The 18624-nt window shown below is 61.5% G+C and carries 15 protein-coding genes, 1 tRNA gene and 1 riboswitch; of the genes, 12 read left to right on the forward strand and 4 right to left on the reverse strand.

What is annotated here, in order from left to right; all coding sequences use genetic code 11:
* The first annotated feature begins 50 nt into the window (after positions 1-50).
* Positions 51-1031, forward strand: coding sequence for a transcriptional regulator ArgR (gene argR / locus ACZ9GA_RS04035; protein WP_457356928.1), 981 nt, complete (start codon positions 51-53; stop codon positions 1029-1031).
* 2 nt (positions 1032-1033) lie between these two features.
* On the opposite strand, the gene ACZ9GA_RS04040 is transcribed toward argR, so the two are convergent.
* From ACZ9GA_RS04040 to ACZ9GA_RS04050, 3 genes are read right to left on the reverse strand one after another with little or no spacing between them, the layout of a single operon-like run.
* On the reverse strand, positions 1034-2221 hold the full coding sequence (locus ACZ9GA_RS04040) for an MFS transporter (protein ID WP_457356927.1): 1188 nt from the start codon (positions 2219-2221) through the stop codon (positions 1034-1036).
* A complete protein-coding gene (locus ACZ9GA_RS04045; protein ID WP_457356926.1) occupies positions 2214-3248 on the reverse strand; it encodes a hypothetical protein in 1035 nt (344 codons plus the stop codon). Before ACZ9GA_RS04045 ends, ACZ9GA_RS04040 begins: the two co-directional genes overlap by 8 nt.
* A gap of 28 nt (positions 3249-3276) precedes the next feature.
* Positions 3277-4638: a DUF6002 family protein gene (locus ACZ9GA_RS04050; protein ID WP_457356925.1), complete on the reverse strand. Its 1362-nt coding sequence runs from the start codon at positions 4636-4638 to the stop codon at positions 3277-3279.
* A 663-nt stretch (positions 4639-5301) separates the two neighbouring features.
* Between ACZ9GA_RS04050 and ACZ9GA_RS04055 the strand changes: the two genes are divergently transcribed.
* The 7 genes from ACZ9GA_RS04055 (at position 5302) to astE (ending at position 12860) form a co-directional block, all read left to right on the forward strand.
* On the forward strand, positions 5302-6522 hold the full coding sequence (locus tag ACZ9GA_RS04055; RefSeq protein ID WP_457356924.1) for an aspartate aminotransferase family protein: 1221 nt from the start codon (positions 5302-5304) through the stop codon (positions 6520-6522).
* A gap of 70 nt (positions 6523-6592) precedes the next feature.
* Positions 6593-7621, forward strand: a complete 1029-nt coding sequence (aruF, locus tag ACZ9GA_RS04060; RefSeq protein WP_457356923.1) for an arginine/ornithine succinyltransferase subunit alpha — start codon at positions 6593-6595, stop codon at positions 7619-7621.
* Positions 7622-7682: 61 nt separating this feature from the next.
* Entirely contained in the window at positions 7683-8717 is a 1035-nt protein-coding gene (gene astA / locus ACZ9GA_RS04065; RefSeq protein WP_476226340.1) for an arginine N-succinyltransferase, read from the forward strand.
* Positions 8714-10177 (forward strand): succinylglutamate-semialdehyde dehydrogenase, encoded by a 1464-nt coding sequence (gene astD / locus ACZ9GA_RS04070; protein ID WP_457356921.1) that lies wholly within the window; start codon positions 8714-8716, stop codon positions 10175-10177. The genes astA and astD overlap by 4 nt, the downstream gene beginning before the upstream one ends.
* Positions 10178-10214: 37 nt before the next feature.
* The gene (gene astB, locus ACZ9GA_RS04075) at positions 10215-11564 is read left to right on the forward strand and encodes an N-succinylarginine dihydrolase (protein ID WP_457356920.1); all 1350 of its coding nucleotides are present in this window, start codon (positions 10215-10217) and stop codon (positions 11562-11564) included.
* A 12-nt stretch (positions 11565-11576) separates the two neighbouring features.
* The gene (locus ACZ9GA_RS04080) at positions 11577-11861 is read left to right on the forward strand and encodes a topoisomerase II (RefSeq protein WP_455925813.1); all 285 of its coding nucleotides are present in this window, start codon (positions 11577-11579) and stop codon (positions 11859-11861) included.
* Between the two features lie 12 nt (positions 11862-11873).
* The gene (gene astE / locus ACZ9GA_RS04085; RefSeq protein ID WP_457356919.1) at positions 11874-12860 is read left to right on the forward strand and encodes a succinylglutamate desuccinylase; all 987 of its coding nucleotides are present in this window, start codon (positions 11874-11876) and stop codon (positions 12858-12860) included.
* 141 nt (positions 12861-13001) lie between these two features.
* On the opposite strand, the gene ACZ9GA_RS04090 is transcribed toward astE, so the two are convergent.
* A complete protein-coding gene (locus tag ACZ9GA_RS04090) occupies positions 13002-13502 on the reverse strand; it encodes a 6,7-dimethyl-8-ribityllumazine synthase (RefSeq protein WP_027978652.1) in 501 nt (166 codons plus the stop codon).
* Positions 13503-13593: 91 nt separating this feature from the next.
* Positions 13594-13748, reverse strand: a riboswitch (FMN riboswitch).
* A gap of 427 nt (positions 13749-14175) precedes the next feature.
* On the opposite strand from ACZ9GA_RS04090, the gene alaS reads away from it, so the two are divergent.
* The 4 genes from alaS (at position 14176) to ACZ9GA_RS04110 (ending at position 18577) form a co-directional block, all read left to right on the forward strand.
* Positions 14176-16800, forward strand: a complete 2625-nt coding sequence (gene alaS / locus ACZ9GA_RS04095; RefSeq protein ID WP_457356918.1) for an alanine--tRNA ligase — start codon at positions 14176-14178, stop codon at positions 16798-16800.
* A gap of 97 nt (positions 16801-16897) precedes the next feature.
* Complete coding sequence (locus tag ACZ9GA_RS04100) at positions 16898-18136, forward strand: aspartate kinase (RefSeq protein WP_457356917.1); 1239 nt, start codon at positions 16898-16900, stop codon at positions 18134-18136.
* Positions 18137-18226: 90 nt separating this feature from the next.
* The gene (csrA, locus tag ACZ9GA_RS04105) at positions 18227-18415 is read left to right on the forward strand and encodes a carbon storage regulator CsrA (protein WP_027978649.1); all 189 of its coding nucleotides are present in this window, start codon (positions 18227-18229) and stop codon (positions 18413-18415) included.
* A gap of 71 nt (positions 18416-18486) precedes the next feature.
* Positions 18487-18577, forward strand: a tRNA-Ser gene (locus ACZ9GA_RS04110).
* Positions 18578-18624 lie beyond the last annotated feature (47 nt).

Genomic DNA, 18624 nt, shown 5'->3' on the forward strand with positions numbered 1-18624 from the left:
CCACCCGCTCTGCCGAGCATTGATCCTGAACAGGTTTCGGACCGCACCCCATGACAGCCCAACGAATCGGTTTTCTCATCTGGCCGAGCACCAAGGCCCTGACCCTGGCGCTGGCCGAGGAGGCACTGGATGTCGCCCAGAAGGTGCACCCCGAGGTGGCCTACGAGCTGGTGTTCCTGCACGCCGAGCCGGCCACCGAGGGCGGCTGGCAGTTGCCGGGCGAGCCGTGGACGGGGCGGCTGGAAGGTTGTCAGAAACTGTTCCTGCTGGCCGACGAGCCGCCTGCCGCCCTGGCGCCGGCACTGGCCACGGCGCTCAAGCAACTGGTGCGTTCGGGCTGCGTCATTGGCGGGCTGTCCGCCGGTGTTTACCCCATGGCCCAAGTCGGCCTGCTGGACGGCTACCGCGCGGCGGTGCACTGGCGCTGGCAGGATGATTTCGCCGAACGCTTCCCCAAAGTCATCGCCACCAGCCACCTGTTCGACTGGGACCGCGACCGCATGACCGCCTGCGGCGGCCTGTCGGTGCTCGACCTGCTGCTGGCCGTGCTGGCCCGCGACCATGGCGCCGAATTGGCCGGCGCGGTCTCCGAAGAGCTGGTGGTGGAACGCATCCGTGAAGGCGGCGAACGCCAGCGCATCCCGCTGCAGAACCGTCTGGGCTCCAGCCATCCCAAGCTGACCCAGGCGGTGTTGCTGATGGAGGCCAATATCGAAGAACCGCTGACCACCGACGAAATCGCCCAGCACGTGTGCGTGTCGCGTCGGCAGTTGGAGCGCATCTTCAAGCAGTACCTGAACCGGGTGCCGAGCCAGTATTACCTGGAGCTGAGGTTGAACAAGGCGCGGCAGATGTTGATGCAGACGAGCAAGTCGATCATTCAGATTGGTCTGTCGTGCGGGTTTTCGTCGGGTCCGCATTTTTCCAGTGCTTATCGGAATTTTTTTGGGGCAACGCCGAGGGAGGATCGGAATCAGCGTCGTAGCAGTAGTCCGTTTGAGTTGTCGTCGGTGCCGGCGGAGCGGGGCTGATCCTAAGCGGTTCGCCGTGTTGTCGCGAGGCTGATCAGCAGCATCGCGCAGAGCGACAGCGCGCAAGCGGCAATCCATAGATAGCTGCCCCCAAGTCGGCCATATATTTGGCTGGCGATGAGGGGTGAAAGCAGGGTGCCTGTGCTCCAAAACATGGCGAATAGTCCGAAGTAGTGCCCAGATCGCCTACCTTCGGCCTGCTGCATGACATGCAGATTCATTGCTGGCATAAATAGCAACTCACCCAGTGTCCATATAACGGTGCAAGCGCTGATATGCAGTGTTGTGCTTCCTACCGGGATCAGCACGGTGCCCATACCTAGCAACAGGCTGCCCGCCAGCAATTGGTTGCGCACCCCCCAAGCGCTTGACCAGGTGCTGATAGGAATTTGCAGCGCTACGACCATAACGCCGTTCAGGGCAAACTGCCATCCGATGACGGAACTGGGTAGCCGGTAGTGCTCGATCAGATAATTGCCCAACATGCTGTAGATTGGCTCATAGGCCAAGGCGAGCAATGTGCATCCTGTCAGAAAGCATAAGTAGCGAGGGTTCCTGTAGGGAGAGTGGTGTCTGCTGTCTGGGGCTGGGGCTTCCATCAGGGCAATCCTCTGCCATCCGCGCGAGCCTAGGTAAAGGGTAGCGTTGGCCAATACGAGCAGGGCGGCACTTATTTGGAAAAGGGCATGCATGCTCCAGTCACTGAGTATTCCACCCAGCACTCCGGCGCACGCCATGCCGAGATTGATAGCTACTCGGCTTAGAGCCTGCACTTGATCCCGGATAGCGACAGGACAAAAATCGAGGATGAGGCGCTGGTGAAGTGTGCGAATTCCGCCATCAAACACACCGCTGGCAATCAAAAGAATGATCAGGGCAGGGGCGGTCGTTTGTGTTGGTAGCGTCAGGAGCGTCCCGGCCGCCAACATGATCAAAAGCAGAGTCAGGTGCTTGCTTGAATAGTGATCGCTTGCCACGCCCCAGAGATATGAACCTATTACCAGTCCCGCTCCATAACTGCTGAGCAATACCCCAATTAGCTCTATTGACATTCCTAGGTTGGATTTCAGATAGATGGCCATGAACAGTTTGACCATGGCGCCCAAACGGCAGACAAAGACCACACCTCCAAGGAGCCACGCTTGGCGCGGTAGGGGGGCGGGGGAGATTGATGCCAGAAACCTACCCATACCATTGGTCCAGGTCCAGGATGACCCTGGTTTCCATGCCAGCGCATTTGAAGGCGAGATCGTCGCGGTGTGCCGTACGCGCGTCCTTGAAATAGCGCGCTGCCAATTCGTTGTTATCTGTTCGGATGATGGATGGGTTGTGGATTAAAAACTGCCGGACTGCTGGTGACAGAGTTTGCGCCCGTAGGATGAGGTCCAATTCCCCGAAACGGTTGTCAGGGATAACGGCGTGTGAGCCGAACCTTTTTTTGTATTGGAAAGTACCTTTGGTCAAAAACGGTTCACAGCCTTGAAAGTCGACTACTTTCAGGCGTTGTGTTGCGCAGGCCCATTCGATGATTGCGTGGTAAACGAAGTTCTGCGAGCCATTGTCTCTGAATCGGCATTCTCCCTCGAGTACCCCGATCAAGCGCGCATTGATTCGGCCCCGCTGATGATCAAGCTGGCAAACGCTACCTGCGACCCATTGATCGTGATAATGCACTCGGAACAGTTGCCCTTGTTTGAACAGGTTCGCGTAGGCGATATCTTCAGGGACGCTTCGAGCTCGGTCGCCGTAGCGCTGATGCATAGTGGGCTCATGCATGGTTCGGTAGAAGTGGTGGAAATCATTGTCGCAATGGCTGACATCGAAAGAGAAGCCGTCGGAAATTGCTTGAGCCCGTCGCCGAGCCTCACGCTTCGACATCGCAGCCAGGGCGATTTCGTGCATGCTTTCGCAGGGTACCCATTGATGTATACGCGATACACCTACCAGGTCCTTGGGTTGAGCCTGCCATTGGTAATGCTCCTGGGTGAGCAGCATGCAGACAAGATCCGGCGCATGGGTGCTAATGAATCCGGCTATGTCCCCAAGGCATATTGTGGAAGGGAGGGTCGTGTGAACATAATCGAAGAACTGCTGCTCCACGAAAGGTGCGATGTAACGCAGCCCTTCAGATTCACCGATGTAGAGAAGAGTCGCTGTATCTCCGTTTGGGCAAAGGCCCACGGCCAGCCTTGTGTGCAGCATGTATCCCTGATCCATGTTTTCACGACCTGTACGGTAGGTAGCCTCAGAGCTCTCTGAGCATTTGTTCAGCGTTAGTGATTATCTTGAGCTCATTCATTGGGATGCTTTCGAAGTCATCGCAACCGTAACTGCCGGAAGCGTGGATGGTGCATCCGTCAATGTCAGGTAACAGTCCTCGATCAATCGCATTCAGAACGCCGGTAACCGCCATCACCAGTGACCATTCCTTCAGGTCGCGCGGGTCGGAAGGTAGATGGATCGCAGACTTGGCAAGCAGTTGAGCGCACTCTGCATACCGCGTCATGCACTCGAGTAGCGACACGACGATCCCGCTTCCGCCGTTTTCGCGGATTAGCCTGCTCATGTTTTCGGCAGTCGGCGGCTTCTGGGTGTAAAACGTGTTTTCCAGGCGTTCCTCAGGGTCCCAGGTTTTACTCGGGAAGTGAGGGGATTCTGATTGCGCCCAAGTGCCATCTGCGCAGCGATGGTAGCGAGGGTCAACTATCCTTTCGAAGCTGCCTGACAGTAAATGACGCACCATGTCGCTGGTCGCTAGGTGCTGTACGAGGAGAAACTGGGCGCTCGCAGTGGTGATGCCGTTTTGTCTCAGTGTGTCCAGTCCTGCCTGATAGCCTAATAATCCGTATGCACTAGATACAGCATGTGCATGCACAGTGCGTTGCTGGGTCAAGCCGGCGGTGCCGAACTCCAGATCAAAGAAAGCACGGGCTTGGTCGGAGAATCTGTAGTTGTCCAGTTTGAGCGAGTGCCAAAGGGCTGGATGGTTGCTTCCCTTTGTTTGGCGATACAGCGCTTTGAAGTCGACGCCGATGTGCTTGACGTGCTCGGGTGTGGGGTGGTCAAGCAAAAAGACTGGATTGAGTGCTCGGAGTTCCGGGTCATCGAAGAGACGGGTTTTGCGGAGTTTGGTCGCGGTTTGTATTGGGGTGAGGGTTGCGATTCGTAGTTTATCTGGCGTCGCCAAGCCGGCAGCTAGCGCTCGCTCAACCGCATCGCGCAGGGCAATGGCCTTATTCCCTGAAGATGGAGAAAAAAGCAGGATCGACTGCCCGGTGGTTTTAATATGTTGAATTGCTCTGGCAACGATAAGGGTCGATGCGAAAGTCTTGGTGGTATGTGTCCCTGGATTCTGGCGCAGGTCAAGAAGGCGTATTGGGGTGCCTGCGTATGATCCAAGTTCGAAGAATTGCCCAGTAGCAACGCTTAGGAACTGCCTGACTTTTGCGTCGAGCGGAGGAAGATCGAAGGCTGGTTCAAATTCATTGTCAGCGTTTGGCTTGGGAAACAAGCGCGCGCTTTCGATTAGTGTTTGGTAGTAACGCTCCAGAATTGGAGTGGCGCTGCACAGTGGGGTCAAGTGCGATGAAGTATTTGTGTCGGGCATGTGGCTGTCCTTTTTGTTTTTGGCAGGCTCGAGGCTAGGTAGCCCCTACTGGCTGCGCAAGGGAGGGCAGCAAAAGCAGACGGGTCCTACTTTGATGGGTAATTTTTCCTACAGGAAATACGTCGCAGGTATCCATTTCCGAGAGGAAAGTCCTGAGAAAATGGGGGATCGCCTCGATCTGCGACTTAGCGCTTTGCGGTATTTGCTTTCTTCACGGTTACAGCACCTTTGCCGTCGGTAGGTAGCCGCTGCCGCCAGGCTGCGCTGGCCCTCAGCCACACCGAATATCTCCAGCGTACTCAGGGTCCAGCGCAGCCTGACGGCAGCGGCTACGGATCGTGGTGGGGCTCGCAGCGCATGCCTTGGTTTTTCTGCCGTTCTCGAGATCGAGCGCCGTGCGGACAGCGCACGATCTCAAGAACGCCAAAAAAACCCAGCCATGCCCCTGGCAGCCCCAACACAACCCCAATCCCCCCCTCACCAAACCCCAGACACACAGCACCCCTAATGCAATAATATGTCGCATTACCGAAAACCCCGCGTTTTCGCGGTTTGGCGCTGTAATAAGTTGTCGCTTGGCGGCAAGGACAAGCGCCAGGCAGTCCTTACAATCCCCCCATCGTCGGCCATTACCAGGCCGGCGTTCCTCTTCAGGAGACTCCGATGTCCGTTGAGCATGCCCAGGTGCAACGCGCCGATTTCGACCAGGTAATGGTCCCCAACTATGCCCCGGCTGCGTTCATTCCGGTGCGCGGCGCAGGTTCCCGGGTGTGGGACCAGGCCGGTCGCGAGCTGGTCGACTTCTCCGGTGGCATCGCCGTGAACGTGCTGGGCCACGCCCATCCAGCCCTGGTGGCCGCGCTGACCGAGCAGGCCAACAAGGTGTGGCACGTGTCCAACGTGTTCACCAACGAGCCGGCGCTGCGCCTGGCGCACAAGCTGGTTGACGCCACCTTTGCCGACCGCGTGTTCTTCTGCAACTCCGGCGCCGAGGCCAACGAGGCCGCGTTCAAGCTGGCCCGCCGTGTGGCCCACGACAAGTTCGGCCCCGAGAAGTACGAAATCATCGCCGCCACCAACAGCTTCCACGGCCGTACCCTGTTCACCGTCAGCGTCGGTGGCCAGCCCAAGTACTCCGACGGTTTCGGCCCGAAAATCACCGGCATCAGTCACGTGCCGTACAACGACCTGGCAGCCCTGAAAGCCGCCATTTCGGACAAGACCTGCGCCGTGGTGCTGGAGCCGATCCAGGGTGAAGGCGGCGTGCTGCCGGCCGACCTGGCCTACCTGCAAGGCGCCCGCGAGCTGTGCGACCAGCACAACGCCCTGCTGGTGTTCGACGAAGTGCAGAGCGGCATGGGCCGCAGCGGCGAGCTGTTCGCCTACATGCACTACGGCGTCACCCCGGACATCCTCTCCAGCGCCAAGAGCCTGGGCGGCGGCTTCCCGATCGGCGCCATGCTGACCACCACCGAGCTGGCCACGCATTTCGCCGTTGGCGTGCACGGCACCACCTACGGCGGCAACCCGTTGGCCTGCGCCGTGGGCGAAGCGGTGATGGACGTGATCAACACCCCGCACGTGCTGGCCGGCGTCAAAGCCAAGCACGAGCGCTTCAAGGCCCGCCTGCAACAGATCGGCGAGCAGTACGGCGTGTTCACCGAGATTCGCGGCCTGGGCCTGTTGATCGGTTGCCAACTGAGCGATGCCTGGAAAGGCAAGGCCAAGGACTTCTTCAACGCTGCCGAACAGCACGACCTGATGATTCTGCAGGCCGGCCCTGACGTGGTGCGTTTTGCGCCTAGCCTGGTGATTGAAGACGCCGACATCGACGAAGGCCTGAACCGCTTCGAGCGTGCCGTGAAGCAACTGACTCAAGCCTGATACCGGGCGCGTGAAAGGCGAGCGCCACGGCGCTCGCTCATTTTTCCAAGCAATTCCAAGGAGTGACACCATGCTGGTAATGCGCCCTGCGCAAATGGCTGACCTGGCCGAGGTTCAACGCCTGGCCGCGGACAGCCCGATCGGTGTCACGTCCCTGCCGGATGATGCCGACCGCCTGCGCGACAAGATCGCCGCATCGGAAGCATCGTTCGCCGCCGAAGTCAGCTTCAATGGCGAGGAAAGCTATTTCTTCGTGCTGGAAGACAGCGACACCCAGCGCCTGACAGGGTGTTCGGCCATTGTCGCATCGGCGGGCTATTCCGAGCCTTTCTACAGTTTCCGTAATGAGACCTTCGTGCACGCCTCGCGCGAGCTGAAGATCCATAACAAGATTCACGTGTTGTCCCAGTGTCACGACCTGACCGGCAACAGTTTGCTCACCAGCTTCTACATGGTGCCGGAGATGGTCGGCAGCGCCTGGTCCGAGCTGACCTCGCGGGCGCGCCTGCTGTTCATGGCCAACCACCCCGAGCGCTTCGCCGACTCGGTGGTGACCGAGATCGTCGGCTACAGCGACGACAACGGTGACTCGCCATTCTGGGATGCCATCGGCCGCAACTTCTTCGACATCAACTACGCCGAAGCCGAGCGCCTGTGCGGCATCAAGAGCCGCACCTTCCTGGCCGAGCTGATGCCGCATTACCCGATCTACGTGCCGCTGCTGCCTGACGAGGCCCAGGAAGCCATGGGCCAGGTGCACCCGCGGGCGCAGATCACCTTCGACATCCTGATGCGTGAAGGTTTCGAGACCGATCACTACATCGACATCTTCGACGGCGGCCCAACCCTGCATGCGCGGGTCTCGGGTATCCGCTCCATTGCCCACAGCCGCGTGGTGCCGGTCAAGCTCGACAGCGCCGCCAGCGATGTGGTCAAGGGCGCACGCCCTTACCTGGTGGCCAATGCGCAGTTGCAGGATTACCGCGCCGTGCTGCTGGAGCTGGATTGGGTGCCTGGCAAGCCGGTGACCTTGAGCCTTGAAGCGGCCGAGGCACTGGGTGTGGGCGAGGGCGCCAGCGTGCGCCTGGTAGCGGTTTGATACCTGTCATTCACAGGTCGAGTTCTGCGGGTTGCCATCGCAGCCCGCGCAAGGAGAAAGCATGATCGTTCGTCCCGTACGCAGCAGCGACTTACCCGCGCTGATTGAGCTTGCGCGCAGCACCGGCACCGGCCTGACTACCCTTCCGGCCAACGAGGAGCGCCTGGCGCACCGCGTGGGCTGGGCCGAGAAGACCTTCCGGGGCGAAGCCGGGCGCGGCGACGCGGACTATCTGTTCGTGCTGGAAGATGACGACGGCCGGGTCGTGGGCATCTCCGCCATCGCGGGTGCCGTGGGCTTGCGCGAGCCCTGGTACAACTACCGGGTGGGCCTGACGGTCAGCGCCTCGCAAGAGCTGAACATCTACCGGGAAATCCCCACGCTGTTCCTGGCCAACGACCTGACCGGCAACTCCGAGCTGTGCTCGCTGTTCCTGCGCAGCGAACACCGCACCGGGCTCAATGGCCGGCTGCTGTCCAAGGCGCGGCTGATGTTCATCGCCGAATTCCCGCAATTGTTCGGCAACAAGATCATCGCCGAGATGCGCGGCATGTCCGACGAGAACGGCCGTTCGCCGTTCTGGGAAAGCCTGGGCCGGCACTTCTTCAAGATGGAGTTCAGCCAGGCGGACTACCTGACCGGGGTGGGCAACAAGGCGTTCATCGCCGAACTGATGCCCAAGTTTCCGCTGTACACCTGTTTCCTGTCGGAGGCAGCGCGCAGCGTGATCGGCCGCGTGCACACCGACACCGAGCCGGCCCTGACCATGCTCAAGGGCGAAGGCTTCAGCTATCAAGGCTACGTCGACATCTTCGATGCCGGCCCTGCCGTGGAATGCGAAACCGCGAAGATCCGCGCCGTGCACGACAGCGAAGCGCTGGTGCTGGCCGTGGGTACCCCGGGTGACGACGCCACGCCATTCCTGATTCACAACCGCAAGCGCGAAGAATGCCGCATCACCGCCGCCCCGGCGCGCCTGGCCGCAGGCACCCTGGTGGTGGACCCGATGACCGCCAAGCGCCTGCGCTTGAGTGCGGGTGATCAGGTGCGCGCCGTTGCCCTGTCGCCCCAGCCTGTACGGGAGGTACGCAAATGAGCACGTTGTACGTGGCCGGCCAATGGCTGGCAGGGGCGGGTGACGCCCTGCAATCCCTCAACCCGGTGACCCAGGCTGTGCTGTGGCAGGGTCGCGCGGCCAGTGCCGAGCAGGTCGACCAGGCGGTGTTCGCTGCGCGTCAGGCCTTCGTCGGCTGGGCGTCGCGCACGCTGGATGAGCGCATCGCGGTGCTGGAGCGCTTCGCCCTCAAGCTCAAGGAGCGCGCCGATGAACTGGCCCGCTGCATCGGTGAGGAAACCGGCAAGCCGCTGTGGGAAGCCGCCACCGAGGTGACCAGCATGGTCAACAAGGTCGCCATCTCGATCCAGAGCTACCGCGAGCGTACCGGCGAGAAGAGCGGGCCGCTGGCCGACGCCACCGCTGTATTGCGTCACAAACCCCATGGCGTAGTGGCAGTGTTCGGCCCGTACAATTTCCCTGGCCACTTGCCCAACGGCCATATCGTGCCGGCACTGCTGGCCGGCAACGCCGTGCTGTTCAAGCCCAGCGAGCTGACCCCCAAGGTGGCCGAGCTGACCGTGCAATGCTGGATCGACGCCGGCCTGCCCGCTGGTGTGCTGAGTCTGCTGCAAGGCGCCCGTGATACGGGTGTGGCCCTGGCGGCCCATGACGGCATCGACGGCCTGTTCTTCACCGGCTCCAGCCGCACCGGCAACCTGCTGCACAATCAGTTCGCCGGGCGCCCGGACAAGATCCTGGCCCTGGAGATGGGCGGTAACAACCCGCTGGTGGTGGAAGAAGTGCAGGATATGGAGGCGGCGGTGTACACCATCATTCAGTCCGCGTTCATTTCCGCCGGCCAGCGCTGCACCTGTGCGCGCCGCCTGCTGGTGCCCGAAGGCGCCTGGGGCGATTCGCTGTTGAAGCGTCTGGTACAGGTGGCAGGTGATCTGGTGGTGGGTCCGTACGACCAGCAGCCAGCACCGTTCATGGGCTCGGTGGTGTCGCTGGCCGCGGCCCAGGCGCTGCTCGATGCCCAGGCGCAATTGCTGAGCAAGGGCGCCACGGCGCTGCTGACCATGACCCAGCCCCAGGCCAATGCCGCGCTGCTGACCGCTGGCATCCTCGATGTGACGGCGGTGCAGGATCGCCCGGATGAAGAGTGGTTCGGCCCGTTGTTGCAGGTGATTCGCTACGGCCGCTTCGAGCAGGCCATCGCCGAAGCCAACAACACCCAGTACGGCCTGGCCGCTGGCCTGCTGTCCGATTCGGCCGCCCGTTACCAGCAGTTCTGGCTGCAAAGCCGCGCCGGTATCGTCAACTGGAACAAGCAGTTGACCGGTGCCGCCAGCAGCGCGCCGTTCGGCGGCGTGGGTGCCTCGGGCAACCACCGCGCCAGTGCCTATTACGCGGCGGATTATTGCGCCTACCCGGTGGCCTCGCTTGAAGCCCCGACCGTCAGCCTGCCGGCCAGCCTGACCCCCGGCGTGAAGCTGTAAGCGTGAGCATAATAACGAGACCCATGGAGCCCGGCCGATGAAAGCCTATGAAGTGAATTTTGATGGTCTGGTAGGTCCGACCCATAACTATGGCGGGTTGTCCTACGGCAACGTCGCCTCCCAGAGCAACAGTCAGCAGGCTTCCAACCCACGTGAAGCGGCGCGCCAGGGCCTGGCGAAAATGAAGGCGCTGATGGAGATGGGCTTTACCCAGGGCGTGCTCGCACCCCAGGAACGCCCGGATATCGCCGCCCTGCGAGCGCTGGGCTTCGGCGGCAGCGATGCCCAGGTCATTGAGCGCGCCGCCCGCGAGGCCATGCCGCTGCTGGTGGCAAGCTGCTCGGCATCGAGCATGTGGGTGGCCAACGCCGCCACCGTCAGCCCCAGCGCCGACACGGCCGATGGTCGCGTGCATTTCACCGCGGCCAACCTCAACTGCAAGTACCACCGCAGCATCGAGCACCCCACCACCAGTCGCGTGCTGGGGGCGATGTTTGCCGATGATCGCCACTTTGCCCATCACGCCGCCTTGCCAGCCGTTGGTCAGTTCGGCGACGAGGGCGCGGCCAACCACACGCGCTTCTGCCGCAGCTACGGCGAGCCGGGCGTGGAGTTCTTCGTGTTCGGCCGCAGCGCGTTCGACACCCGTTACCCGGCGCCGCAGAAATACCCGGCGCGCCAGACGCTTGAGGCTTCCCAGGCGGTCGCGCGCCTGCACGGGCTGAGCGAAGAGGGCGTGGTATTTGCCCAGCAGAACCCGGCAGTGATCGACCAGGGGGTGTTCCATAACGACGTGATCGCGGTGGGCAATGGCGAGCTGCTGTTCCACCACGAGGACGCTTTCCTGGACACCGCGCCGATGCTGGCGCAACTGCAGGCTAAACTGGCAAAACGCGGTGGCCACTTTCAGGCCGTTTGCGTGCCGCGCAATCAGGTGGCGGTCGAGGACGCGGTGCGTTCCTACCTGTTCAACAGCCAGCTGCTGTCGCGTGCCGACGGTTCGATGCTGCTGATCGTGCCTGAGGAATGCCGCGCCAACGAGCGCGTGTGGCAGTACCTGCAGCAGTTGACCGCCCAGGGCGGGCCGATTGCCGAGGTCAAGGTGTTCGACCTCAAGCAGAGCATGCAGAACGGTGGCGGCCCGGCGTGCCTGCGCTTGCGCGTGGCGCTGAACGAAACCGAGCTGGCCGCGGTGAACCCGGGGGTCATCATGACCCCGGCGCTGTACGACACCCTGACCCAGTGGGTAGACCGCCACTACCGCGATCGCCTGGGGGAAGCGGACCTGGCCGACCCGCAATTGCTGCTGGAATGCCGCACGGCATTGGATGAACTGACGCAAATCCTTAAACTGGGCGCGGTGTACCCATTCCAACTTCAACCTTGAGAGATTTTCCCCATGTCCGACGCCCTGCGGCTGATTCTTGAAGACACCGACGGCACCCAGCTGGAAACCTCCTGCACCCGTCTTGCCGTGGTATGGCAAGGCAAGGAAGTGTGGATCCAGCAGGATGGCCGCGGCCAGCTGCTGATCGGCGTTGACGTCGAAGAAGACGATGCCGAATACGCCAACCTGCTGCTGCGCCCACTGGCCACCAACCTGGTCAGCCTGCAACTGGAAATGGAGCCGGCCGACGCCGGCGAAGACGACGGCCATGTGCATGGTCCGGACTGCAACCACTAAGGACTGACGCCTATGCTCGCCCTCGGCAAGCTGCTTGAATTGACCCTCGCCGGCCGTGAGCCGGCAGAGAAAACTCAGCTGACCGTCGAAGGCGTGCGCATGCGCTGGCTCGGCGAGGGGGCCCTCGAGGTTCGCCCGCCCGAGGTCCGCGACAACGGCATGGACTTGCTGTTGTCGGCGGGCATCCATGGCAACGAAACAGCGCCCATCGAATTGCTGGATGGCCTGTTGCACGACATCGCCCGCGGCACCCTCAAGCCGCGCGCCCGTATTCTTTTCCTGTTCGGCAACCCCGAAGCGATCCGTCGCGGCGAGCGGTACCTGGAGCAGGATGTAAATCGCCTGTTCAATGGCCGTCACGAACTGTCCAGTGGCCCCGAAGCCCTGCGCGCCTGCGAACTGGAGCGCCTGGCCGCCACCTTCTTCAGCCTGCCTGACCGCACCCGCCTGCATTACGACCTGCACACCGCCATTCGCGGGTCGAAGATCGAGCAGTTCGCCCTGTACCCGTTCAAGGAAGGGCGCGAGCACTCGGCGCGTGAGCTGGCGCGGCTGGAAGCGGCCGGTATGGAAGCGGTGTTGCTGCAGAGCAAGACCTCCATCACCTTCACCGCCTACACCTACGAACAGCTGGACGCCGAGGCCTTCACGCTGGAGTTGGGCAAGGCGCGGCCGTTCGGGCATAACCAACAGGTCAACCTGGCGCCGCTGGAGACAAGGCTCAAGCAGATCATCGAAGGCAGCGAGCCGGAGGTGGACCAGCCGCAGCACCTGAAGCAGTTTCGCGTGGCGCGGGAAGTGATCAAGCACAGCGATGCGTTCCGCTTGCACTTGCCTGCGGACGTGGAGAATTTTTCGGAGTTGCCGCAGGGTTACCTGCTGGCCGAGGATCTGGCGGAGTGTCGCTGGATTGTGGAGGAGGAGGGGGCTCGCATCATATTCCCCAATCCCAAGGTCAGGAATGGCTTGCGGGCCGGCATTCTCATTGTCCCCGCCTGACCTGTAGCCGCTGCCGCCAGGCTGCGCTGGCCCGCGTGTACGCTGCAGATGTTCAGTGGGGCGCAAGGCCAGGGCAGCCTGGCGGCAGCGGCTACAAGGTTTGCGTCGTAGCCGCTGCTGAAGGCTGGGGATAGAAAACTATCAGGCAACCTTGTGCTGGGCAGTCAGGCGACGCAGCGCACGCACTTTCTGCAAGGTATCAGCGCAGGTATTGGCCGCTTCGTGGCCCTTGTGCAGGAAGTGCTTGAAGAAGTACTCGTGATGCTCCTGGCCGTGGAAGTTGTGCGGGGTCAGGGACACCGAGAACACCGGCACTTCGGTTTCCAGTTGCACTTGCATCAGCGCGTCGACCACGGTGGCGGCGACGAAATCGTGGCGGTAGATACCGCCGTCCACGACCAGCGCAGCGCCGACGATACCGGCATAACGGCCAGTCTTGGCCAGCAGCTTGGCGTGCAGCGGAATTTCAAAGGCGCCGCCCACTTCGTAGAAGTCGATGTCGCTTTCCTGGTAGCCCAGCTGGGTGATCTGCTCGACGAAGCCGATACGGGCCTGGTCGACGATATCCTTGTGCCAGCAGGCCTGGATAAAGGCGATACGCTCGTTTGCGTGGCTTTTGCTGTCGATTGCGGTGGGTTGCATCTACGTTGACTCCTGTTTATGTAAAAAACAGGGCAGTTGGATCGAATGGGATTCAAGGGTACGTGGCCAGCCATCGGCCCTTGTGTGCCAATCCCGTTCTCTCTTCATCCGGACTATGACCGTCGGCCCCGGAATCACACCGGGTCTGCTGACCTTGCCAGGCGTAGCCTGCCAAGCGCTCGCGGGCTAGACGCATTGCGCGCCATTACCGCCGGTGGGGAATCGCACCCCGCCCTGAGAACGTTGCCACCCATTGGTAGGTGGCGAACGATTTTTAACATACTTTTTTGCACTATGCATCGCCCATGCGCTAGCGATTTAGTCGTATACGACACAGGCGCCCCCCTTTTGCTCCCACCGCGTCGCCTCTGTAGCAGCTGCCGAAGGCTGCGTCACAGGCGACGCGGTGGGTCAGTAAGCGCGCGGCGCCTGTGACGCGACCTGACGGCCGCTGCTACAGGTTGCCCAGCACCATAGAATCCCCCACACCGAACCCGCACGGATCCCGGATTAGCGAGCAGATCGTCGGGTTTTTTTCATTTATTCGCCATATATTGACAGGCTGTGGACTGTACCGTGGCCTCAGGGCCGATATAATGCGGCCCTTTGCCGTCGAAACGTCCAAGGATGTTACGCACTGGCCTATGGCCGCAGCCTGTCGTGGAAGAACCTAATGAAAAGCGCAGAAATCCGTGAAGCCTTCCTTCGCTTCTTCGAAGAGCAAGGCCACACCCGTGTAGCCTCCAGCTCCTTGATCCCGGGCAATGACCCAACCCTGCTGTTCACCAACGCAGGCATGAACCAGTTCAAGGATTGTTTCCTGGGCCAGGAAAAGCGCGCGTACACCCGTGCCGCCAGCAGCCAGAAGTGCGTGCGCGCCGGTGGCAAGCACAACGACCTGGAAAACGTCGGCTACACCGCCCGTCACCACACTTTCTTCGAAATGCTGGGCAACTTCAGCTTCGGTGATTACTTCAAGCGTGACGCCATCACCTACGCCTGGACCTTCCTGACCTCGCCGCAGTGGCTGAACCTGCCCAAGGAAAAGCTGTGGGTGACCGTCTACGCCAGCGATGACGAAGCCTACGACATCTGGACCAAGGAAGTGGGTGTGCCGGCCGAGCGCATGGTGCGCATCGGCGACAACAAGGGCGCCCCGTACGCGTCCGACAACTTCTGGACCATGGGCGATACCGGCCCGTGCGGCCCATGCACCGAGATCTTCTACGACCACGGCGCCGACATCTGGGGCGGCCCACCCGGCTCGCCGGAAGAAGACGGTGACCGCTACATCGAGATCTGGAACAACGTCTTCATGCAGTTCAACCGCACCGCCGACGGCGTGCTGCATCCGCTGCCAGCACCGTCGGTGGACACCGGCATGGGCCTGGAGCGCATCAGCGCCGTGCTGCAGCACGTGCACTCGAACTACGAGATCGACCTGTTCCAGAGCCTGCTGGCCGCCGCGGCCCAGGCCATCGGTTGCAGCAACGACAACCAGGCGTCGCTCAAAGTGGTGGCCGACCACATCCGTTCCTGCGGCTTCCTGATTGCCGACGGCGTGCTGCCGTCCAACGAAGGCCGTGGCTACGTGCTGCGTCGCATCATTCGTCGCGCCTGCCGCCACGGCAACAAGCTGGGCGCCAAGGGCAGCTTCTTCTACCAGATCGTTGCAGCGCTGGTGGCCGAAATGGGCGAAGCCTTCCCTGAGCTCAAAGCCCAGCAAGCACACATCGAGCGCGTGCTGAAAGCCGAAGAAGAGCAGTTCGCCAAGACCCTGGAACAGGGTCTGAAGATTCTCGAGGCTGACCTGGCCGGGCTCAAAGGCAACGTGGTACCGGGCGACGTGGTGTTCAAGCTGTATGACACCTACGGCTTCCCGATGGACCTGACCGGCGACATCGCCCGTGAGCGCGAGCTGACCCTGGACGAAGCCGGCTTCGAGAAAGAAATGGAAGCCCAGCGCGTGCGCGCGCGTGCCGCCAGCTCGTTCGGCATGGACTACAACGCCCTGGTCAAGGTCGACGTGCCGACCGTGTTCACCGGTTATCACAACACCCAATCCAGCGCCAAGGTCGTTGCCCTCTACAAAGAAGGCGTGTCCGTGCAGCAACTGGCCGAAGGCGAAGAGGGCGTGGTCATCCTCGACCAGACCCCGTTCTACGGCGAATCCGGTGGCCAGGTCGGTGACCGTGGCTACCTGCTGGCCGGCAATGGCCGCTTTGACGTGCGTGACACCACCAAGACCGGCGGCGCGTTCCTGCACCACGGCGTGGTTTCGCTGGGCAACCTGAGCGTCGGCGGCGAGCTGACTGCCCAGGTGGACGGCGACATGCAGCAGGCCACCTCGCTGAACCACTCAGCTACCCACTTGCTGCACGCGGCCCTGCGCCAGGTGCTGGGCGAGCACGTGCAGCAGAAAGGCTCCCTGGTGGACAGCCAGCGCCTGCGCTTCGACTTCAGCCACTTCGAGGCCATCAAGCCTGAGCAGATCAAGGCGCTGGAAGACATCGTCAACGCCCAGATCCGCAAGAACAGCGCGGTGGAAACCGAGGAAACCGACATCGACACCGCCCGCGCCAAAGGCGCCATGGCCCTGTTCGGTGAGAAATACGGCGACCAGGTTCGTGTGCTGAGCATGGGCGGCGACTTCTCCGTCGAACTGTGTGGCGGTATCCACGCCAAGCGCACCGGCGACATCGCCCTGTTCAAGATCATCAGCGAGGGCGGCGTGGCCTCTGGCGTGCGCCGTATCGAAGGCGTCACCGGTGCTGCGGCCCTGGCGTACCTGAACGGTGCCGAAGAGCAGCTCAAGGAAGCCGCGCAGCTGGTCAAGGGCAGCCGCGACAACCTGATCGACAAGCTGTCGGCAGTGCTGGAGCGCAACCGCCAGCTGGAAAAACAGCTTGAGCAACTGCAAGCCAAGGCCGCCAGCGCGGCCGGTGACGACCTGTCGGCCTCGGCCGTGGACGTCAAGGGCGTGAAGGTCCTGGCTGCGCGCCTGGACGGCATGGACGGCAAGGCGCTGCTGGCGCTGGTCGACCAGCTGAAAAACAAACTGGGCGAGGGCGTCATCCTGCTCGGTGGCGTGCACGAAGAGAAAGTGGTGCTGGTAGCCGGCGTCACCAAGGAGCTGACTTCCAAGTTGAAGGCCGGCGACCTGATGAAGCAGGCTGCCGCTGCCGTTGGCGGCAAGGGCGGCGGTCGTCCGGACATGGCTCAGGGTGGCGGCGTCGACGCCGGCGCGCTGGATGCAGCCCTGGCGCTGACCGTGCCGTTCGTCGAACAAGGTCTCTGATTCACCCTCGCGGGTACCTGTTGTCTAGTAGCAGGTTCCCGCGTTGTAGCGTTTGAATGTTTAATGGGCGCCCTTCATGGGCTGAGGCGGCTTTGAAATGGCTTTGATCGTACAAAAATTCGGAGGCACCTCCGTCGGCACTGTCGAGCGTATCGAACAGGTAGCCGAGAAGGTTAAGAAATTCCGCGAAGCCGGCGACGACCTGGTGGTTGTACTGTCTGCCATGAGTGGCGAAACCAATCGCCTGATCGAACTGGCCAAGCAGGCCAGCGGCGGCGACCAGCCGGTCCCGCGCGAGCTGGACGTGATCGTGTCCACCGGTGAGCAGGTCACCATTGCCTTGCTGGCGATGGCCCTGATCAAGCGCGGTGTGCCGGCGGTGTCCTACACCGGCAACCAAGTTCGCATCCTGACGGACAGCTCGCACACCAAGGCGCGCATTCTGCAGATCGACGACCAGAAGATCCGCTCCGACCTCAAGGCCGGTCGTGTCGTGGTCGTGGCAGGCTTCCAGGGCGTGGACGAGCAGGGCAACATCACCACCCTGGGCCGTGGCGGCTCCGACACCACCGGTGTCGCCCTGGCTGCCGCGCTCAAGGCCGATGAGTGCCAGATCTACACCGACGTCGATGGTGTCTACACCACCGACCCGCGTGTGGTGTCCACGGCCCAGCGCCTGGACAAGATCACCTTCGAAGAGATGCTGGAAATGGCCAGCCTCGGTTCCAAGGTGCTGCAGATCCGTGCGGTGGAATTCGCCGGCAAGTACAACGTCCCGCTGCGCGTGCTGCACAGCTTCCAGGAGGGTCCGGGCACCCTCATTACTATCGATGAAGAGGAATCCATGGAACAGCCGATCATTTCCGGCATCGCCTTCAACCGCGATGAAGCCAAGCTGACCATCCGTGGCGTACCGGATACCCCGGGCGTGGCGTTCAAGATCCTGGGCCCCATCAGCGCTGCCAACATTGAAGTGGACATGATCGTGCAGAATGTTTCGCACGATAACACCACCGACTTCACCTTCACCGTGCACCGCAACGACTACCAGTCGGCGCTGCAGGTGCTGGAAAACACCGCCAGCGAAATCGGCGCGCGTCAGGTCATCGGCGACACCAAGATCGCCAAGGTGTCCATCGTCGGCGTCGGCATGCGTTCGCACGCCGGTGTTGCCAGCCGCATGTTCGAAGCGCTGGCCAAGGAAAGCATCAACATCCAGATGATCTCCACCTCGGAGATCAAGGTGTCGGTGGTGATTGAAGAGAAGTACCTGGAGCTGGCTGTGCGTGCACTGCACACCGCCTTCGAACTGGATGCTACCCGTCAGGGTCAGTAACCCGTCCTTGCAAAAGGCGCGGCCATGCCGCGCCTTTTGCTTTTCTGTCGTTTGTGTTTGTTCCCCTAACTAGTGGGTGAGGAGTAGGTAATGTTGATTCTGACTCGTCGGTGCGCGGAAAGCCTGGTGATTGGTGATGGCGAGATCACCGTGACCGTGCTCGGCGTCAAAGGCAATCAGGTGCGTATAGGCGTCAACGCCCCCAAAGAGGTGGCTGTACACCGCGAGGAAATCTACCTGCGGATCAAGGAAGAGCAGGCCGAAGAACCAAGTGCTTAATTAATTTAGGTTTTTTTGAAAAAAGTGCTTGCATCGAAAAGGGGCTATCGATAATATACGCCCCGTGTTGCGGAGAGCTGGCCGAGTGGCCGAAGGCGCTCCCCTGCTAAGGGAGTACACCTCAAAAGGGTGTCGGGGGTTCGAATCCCCCGTTCTCCGCCATTATTTCTTTAGGGCGTTGAAAACTGGCTTTTTAGGTAAGTTGTTGA

Source organism: Pseudomonas sp. TE3644 (genome assembly GCF_056278815.1).

Bases quoted from the DNA above. Each gene is read 5' to 3' on its own strand.
- argR (WP_457356928.1), top strand. From the start codon at position 51: ATGACAGCCCAACGAATCGGTTTTCTCATCTGGCCGAGCACCAAGGCC.
- ACZ9GA_RS04040 (WP_457356927.1), bottom strand. From the start codon at position 2,221: ATGGGTAGGTTTCTGGCATCAATCTCCCCCGCCCCCCTACCGCGCCAA.
- ACZ9GA_RS04045 (WP_457356926.1), bottom strand. From the start codon at position 3,248: ATGGATCAGGGATACATGCTGCACACAAGGCTGGCCGTGGGCCTTTGC.
- ACZ9GA_RS04050 (WP_457356925.1), bottom strand. From the start codon at position 4,638: ATGCCCGACACAAATACTTCATCGCACTTGACCCCACTGTGCAGCGCC.
- ACZ9GA_RS04055 (WP_457356924.1), top strand. From the start codon at position 5,302: ATGTCCGTTGAGCATGCCCAGGTGCAACGCGCCGATTTCGACCAGGTA.
- aruF (WP_457356923.1), top strand. From the start codon at position 6,593: ATGCTGGTAATGCGCCCTGCGCAAATGGCTGACCTGGCCGAGGTTCAA.
- astA (WP_476226340.1), top strand. From the start codon at position 7,683: ATGATCGTTCGTCCCGTACGCAGCAGCGACTTACCCGCGCTGATTGAG.
- astD (WP_457356921.1), top strand. From the start codon at position 8,714: ATGAGCACGTTGTACGTGGCCGGCCAATGGCTGGCAGGGGCGGGTGAC.
- astB (WP_457356920.1), top strand. From the start codon at position 10,215: ATGAAAGCCTATGAAGTGAATTTTGATGGTCTGGTAGGTCCGACCCAT.
- ACZ9GA_RS04080 (WP_455925813.1), top strand. From the start codon at position 11,577: ATGTCCGACGCCCTGCGGCTGATTCTTGAAGACACCGACGGCACCCAG.
- astE (WP_457356919.1), top strand. From the start codon at position 11,874: ATGCTCGCCCTCGGCAAGCTGCTTGAATTGACCCTCGCCGGCCGTGAG.
- ACZ9GA_RS04090 (WP_027978652.1), bottom strand. From the start codon at position 13,502: ATGCAACCCACCGCAATCGACAGCAAAAGCCACGCAAACGAGCGTATC.
- alaS (WP_457356918.1), top strand. From the start codon at position 14,176: ATGAAAAGCGCAGAAATCCGTGAAGCCTTCCTTCGCTTCTTCGAAGAG.
- ACZ9GA_RS04100 (WP_457356917.1), top strand. From the start codon at position 16,898: ATGGCTTTGATCGTACAAAAATTCGGAGGCACCTCCGTCGGCACTGTC.
- csrA (WP_027978649.1), top strand. From the start codon at position 18,227: ATGTTGATTCTGACTCGTCGGTGCGCGGAAAGCCTGGTGATTGGTGAT.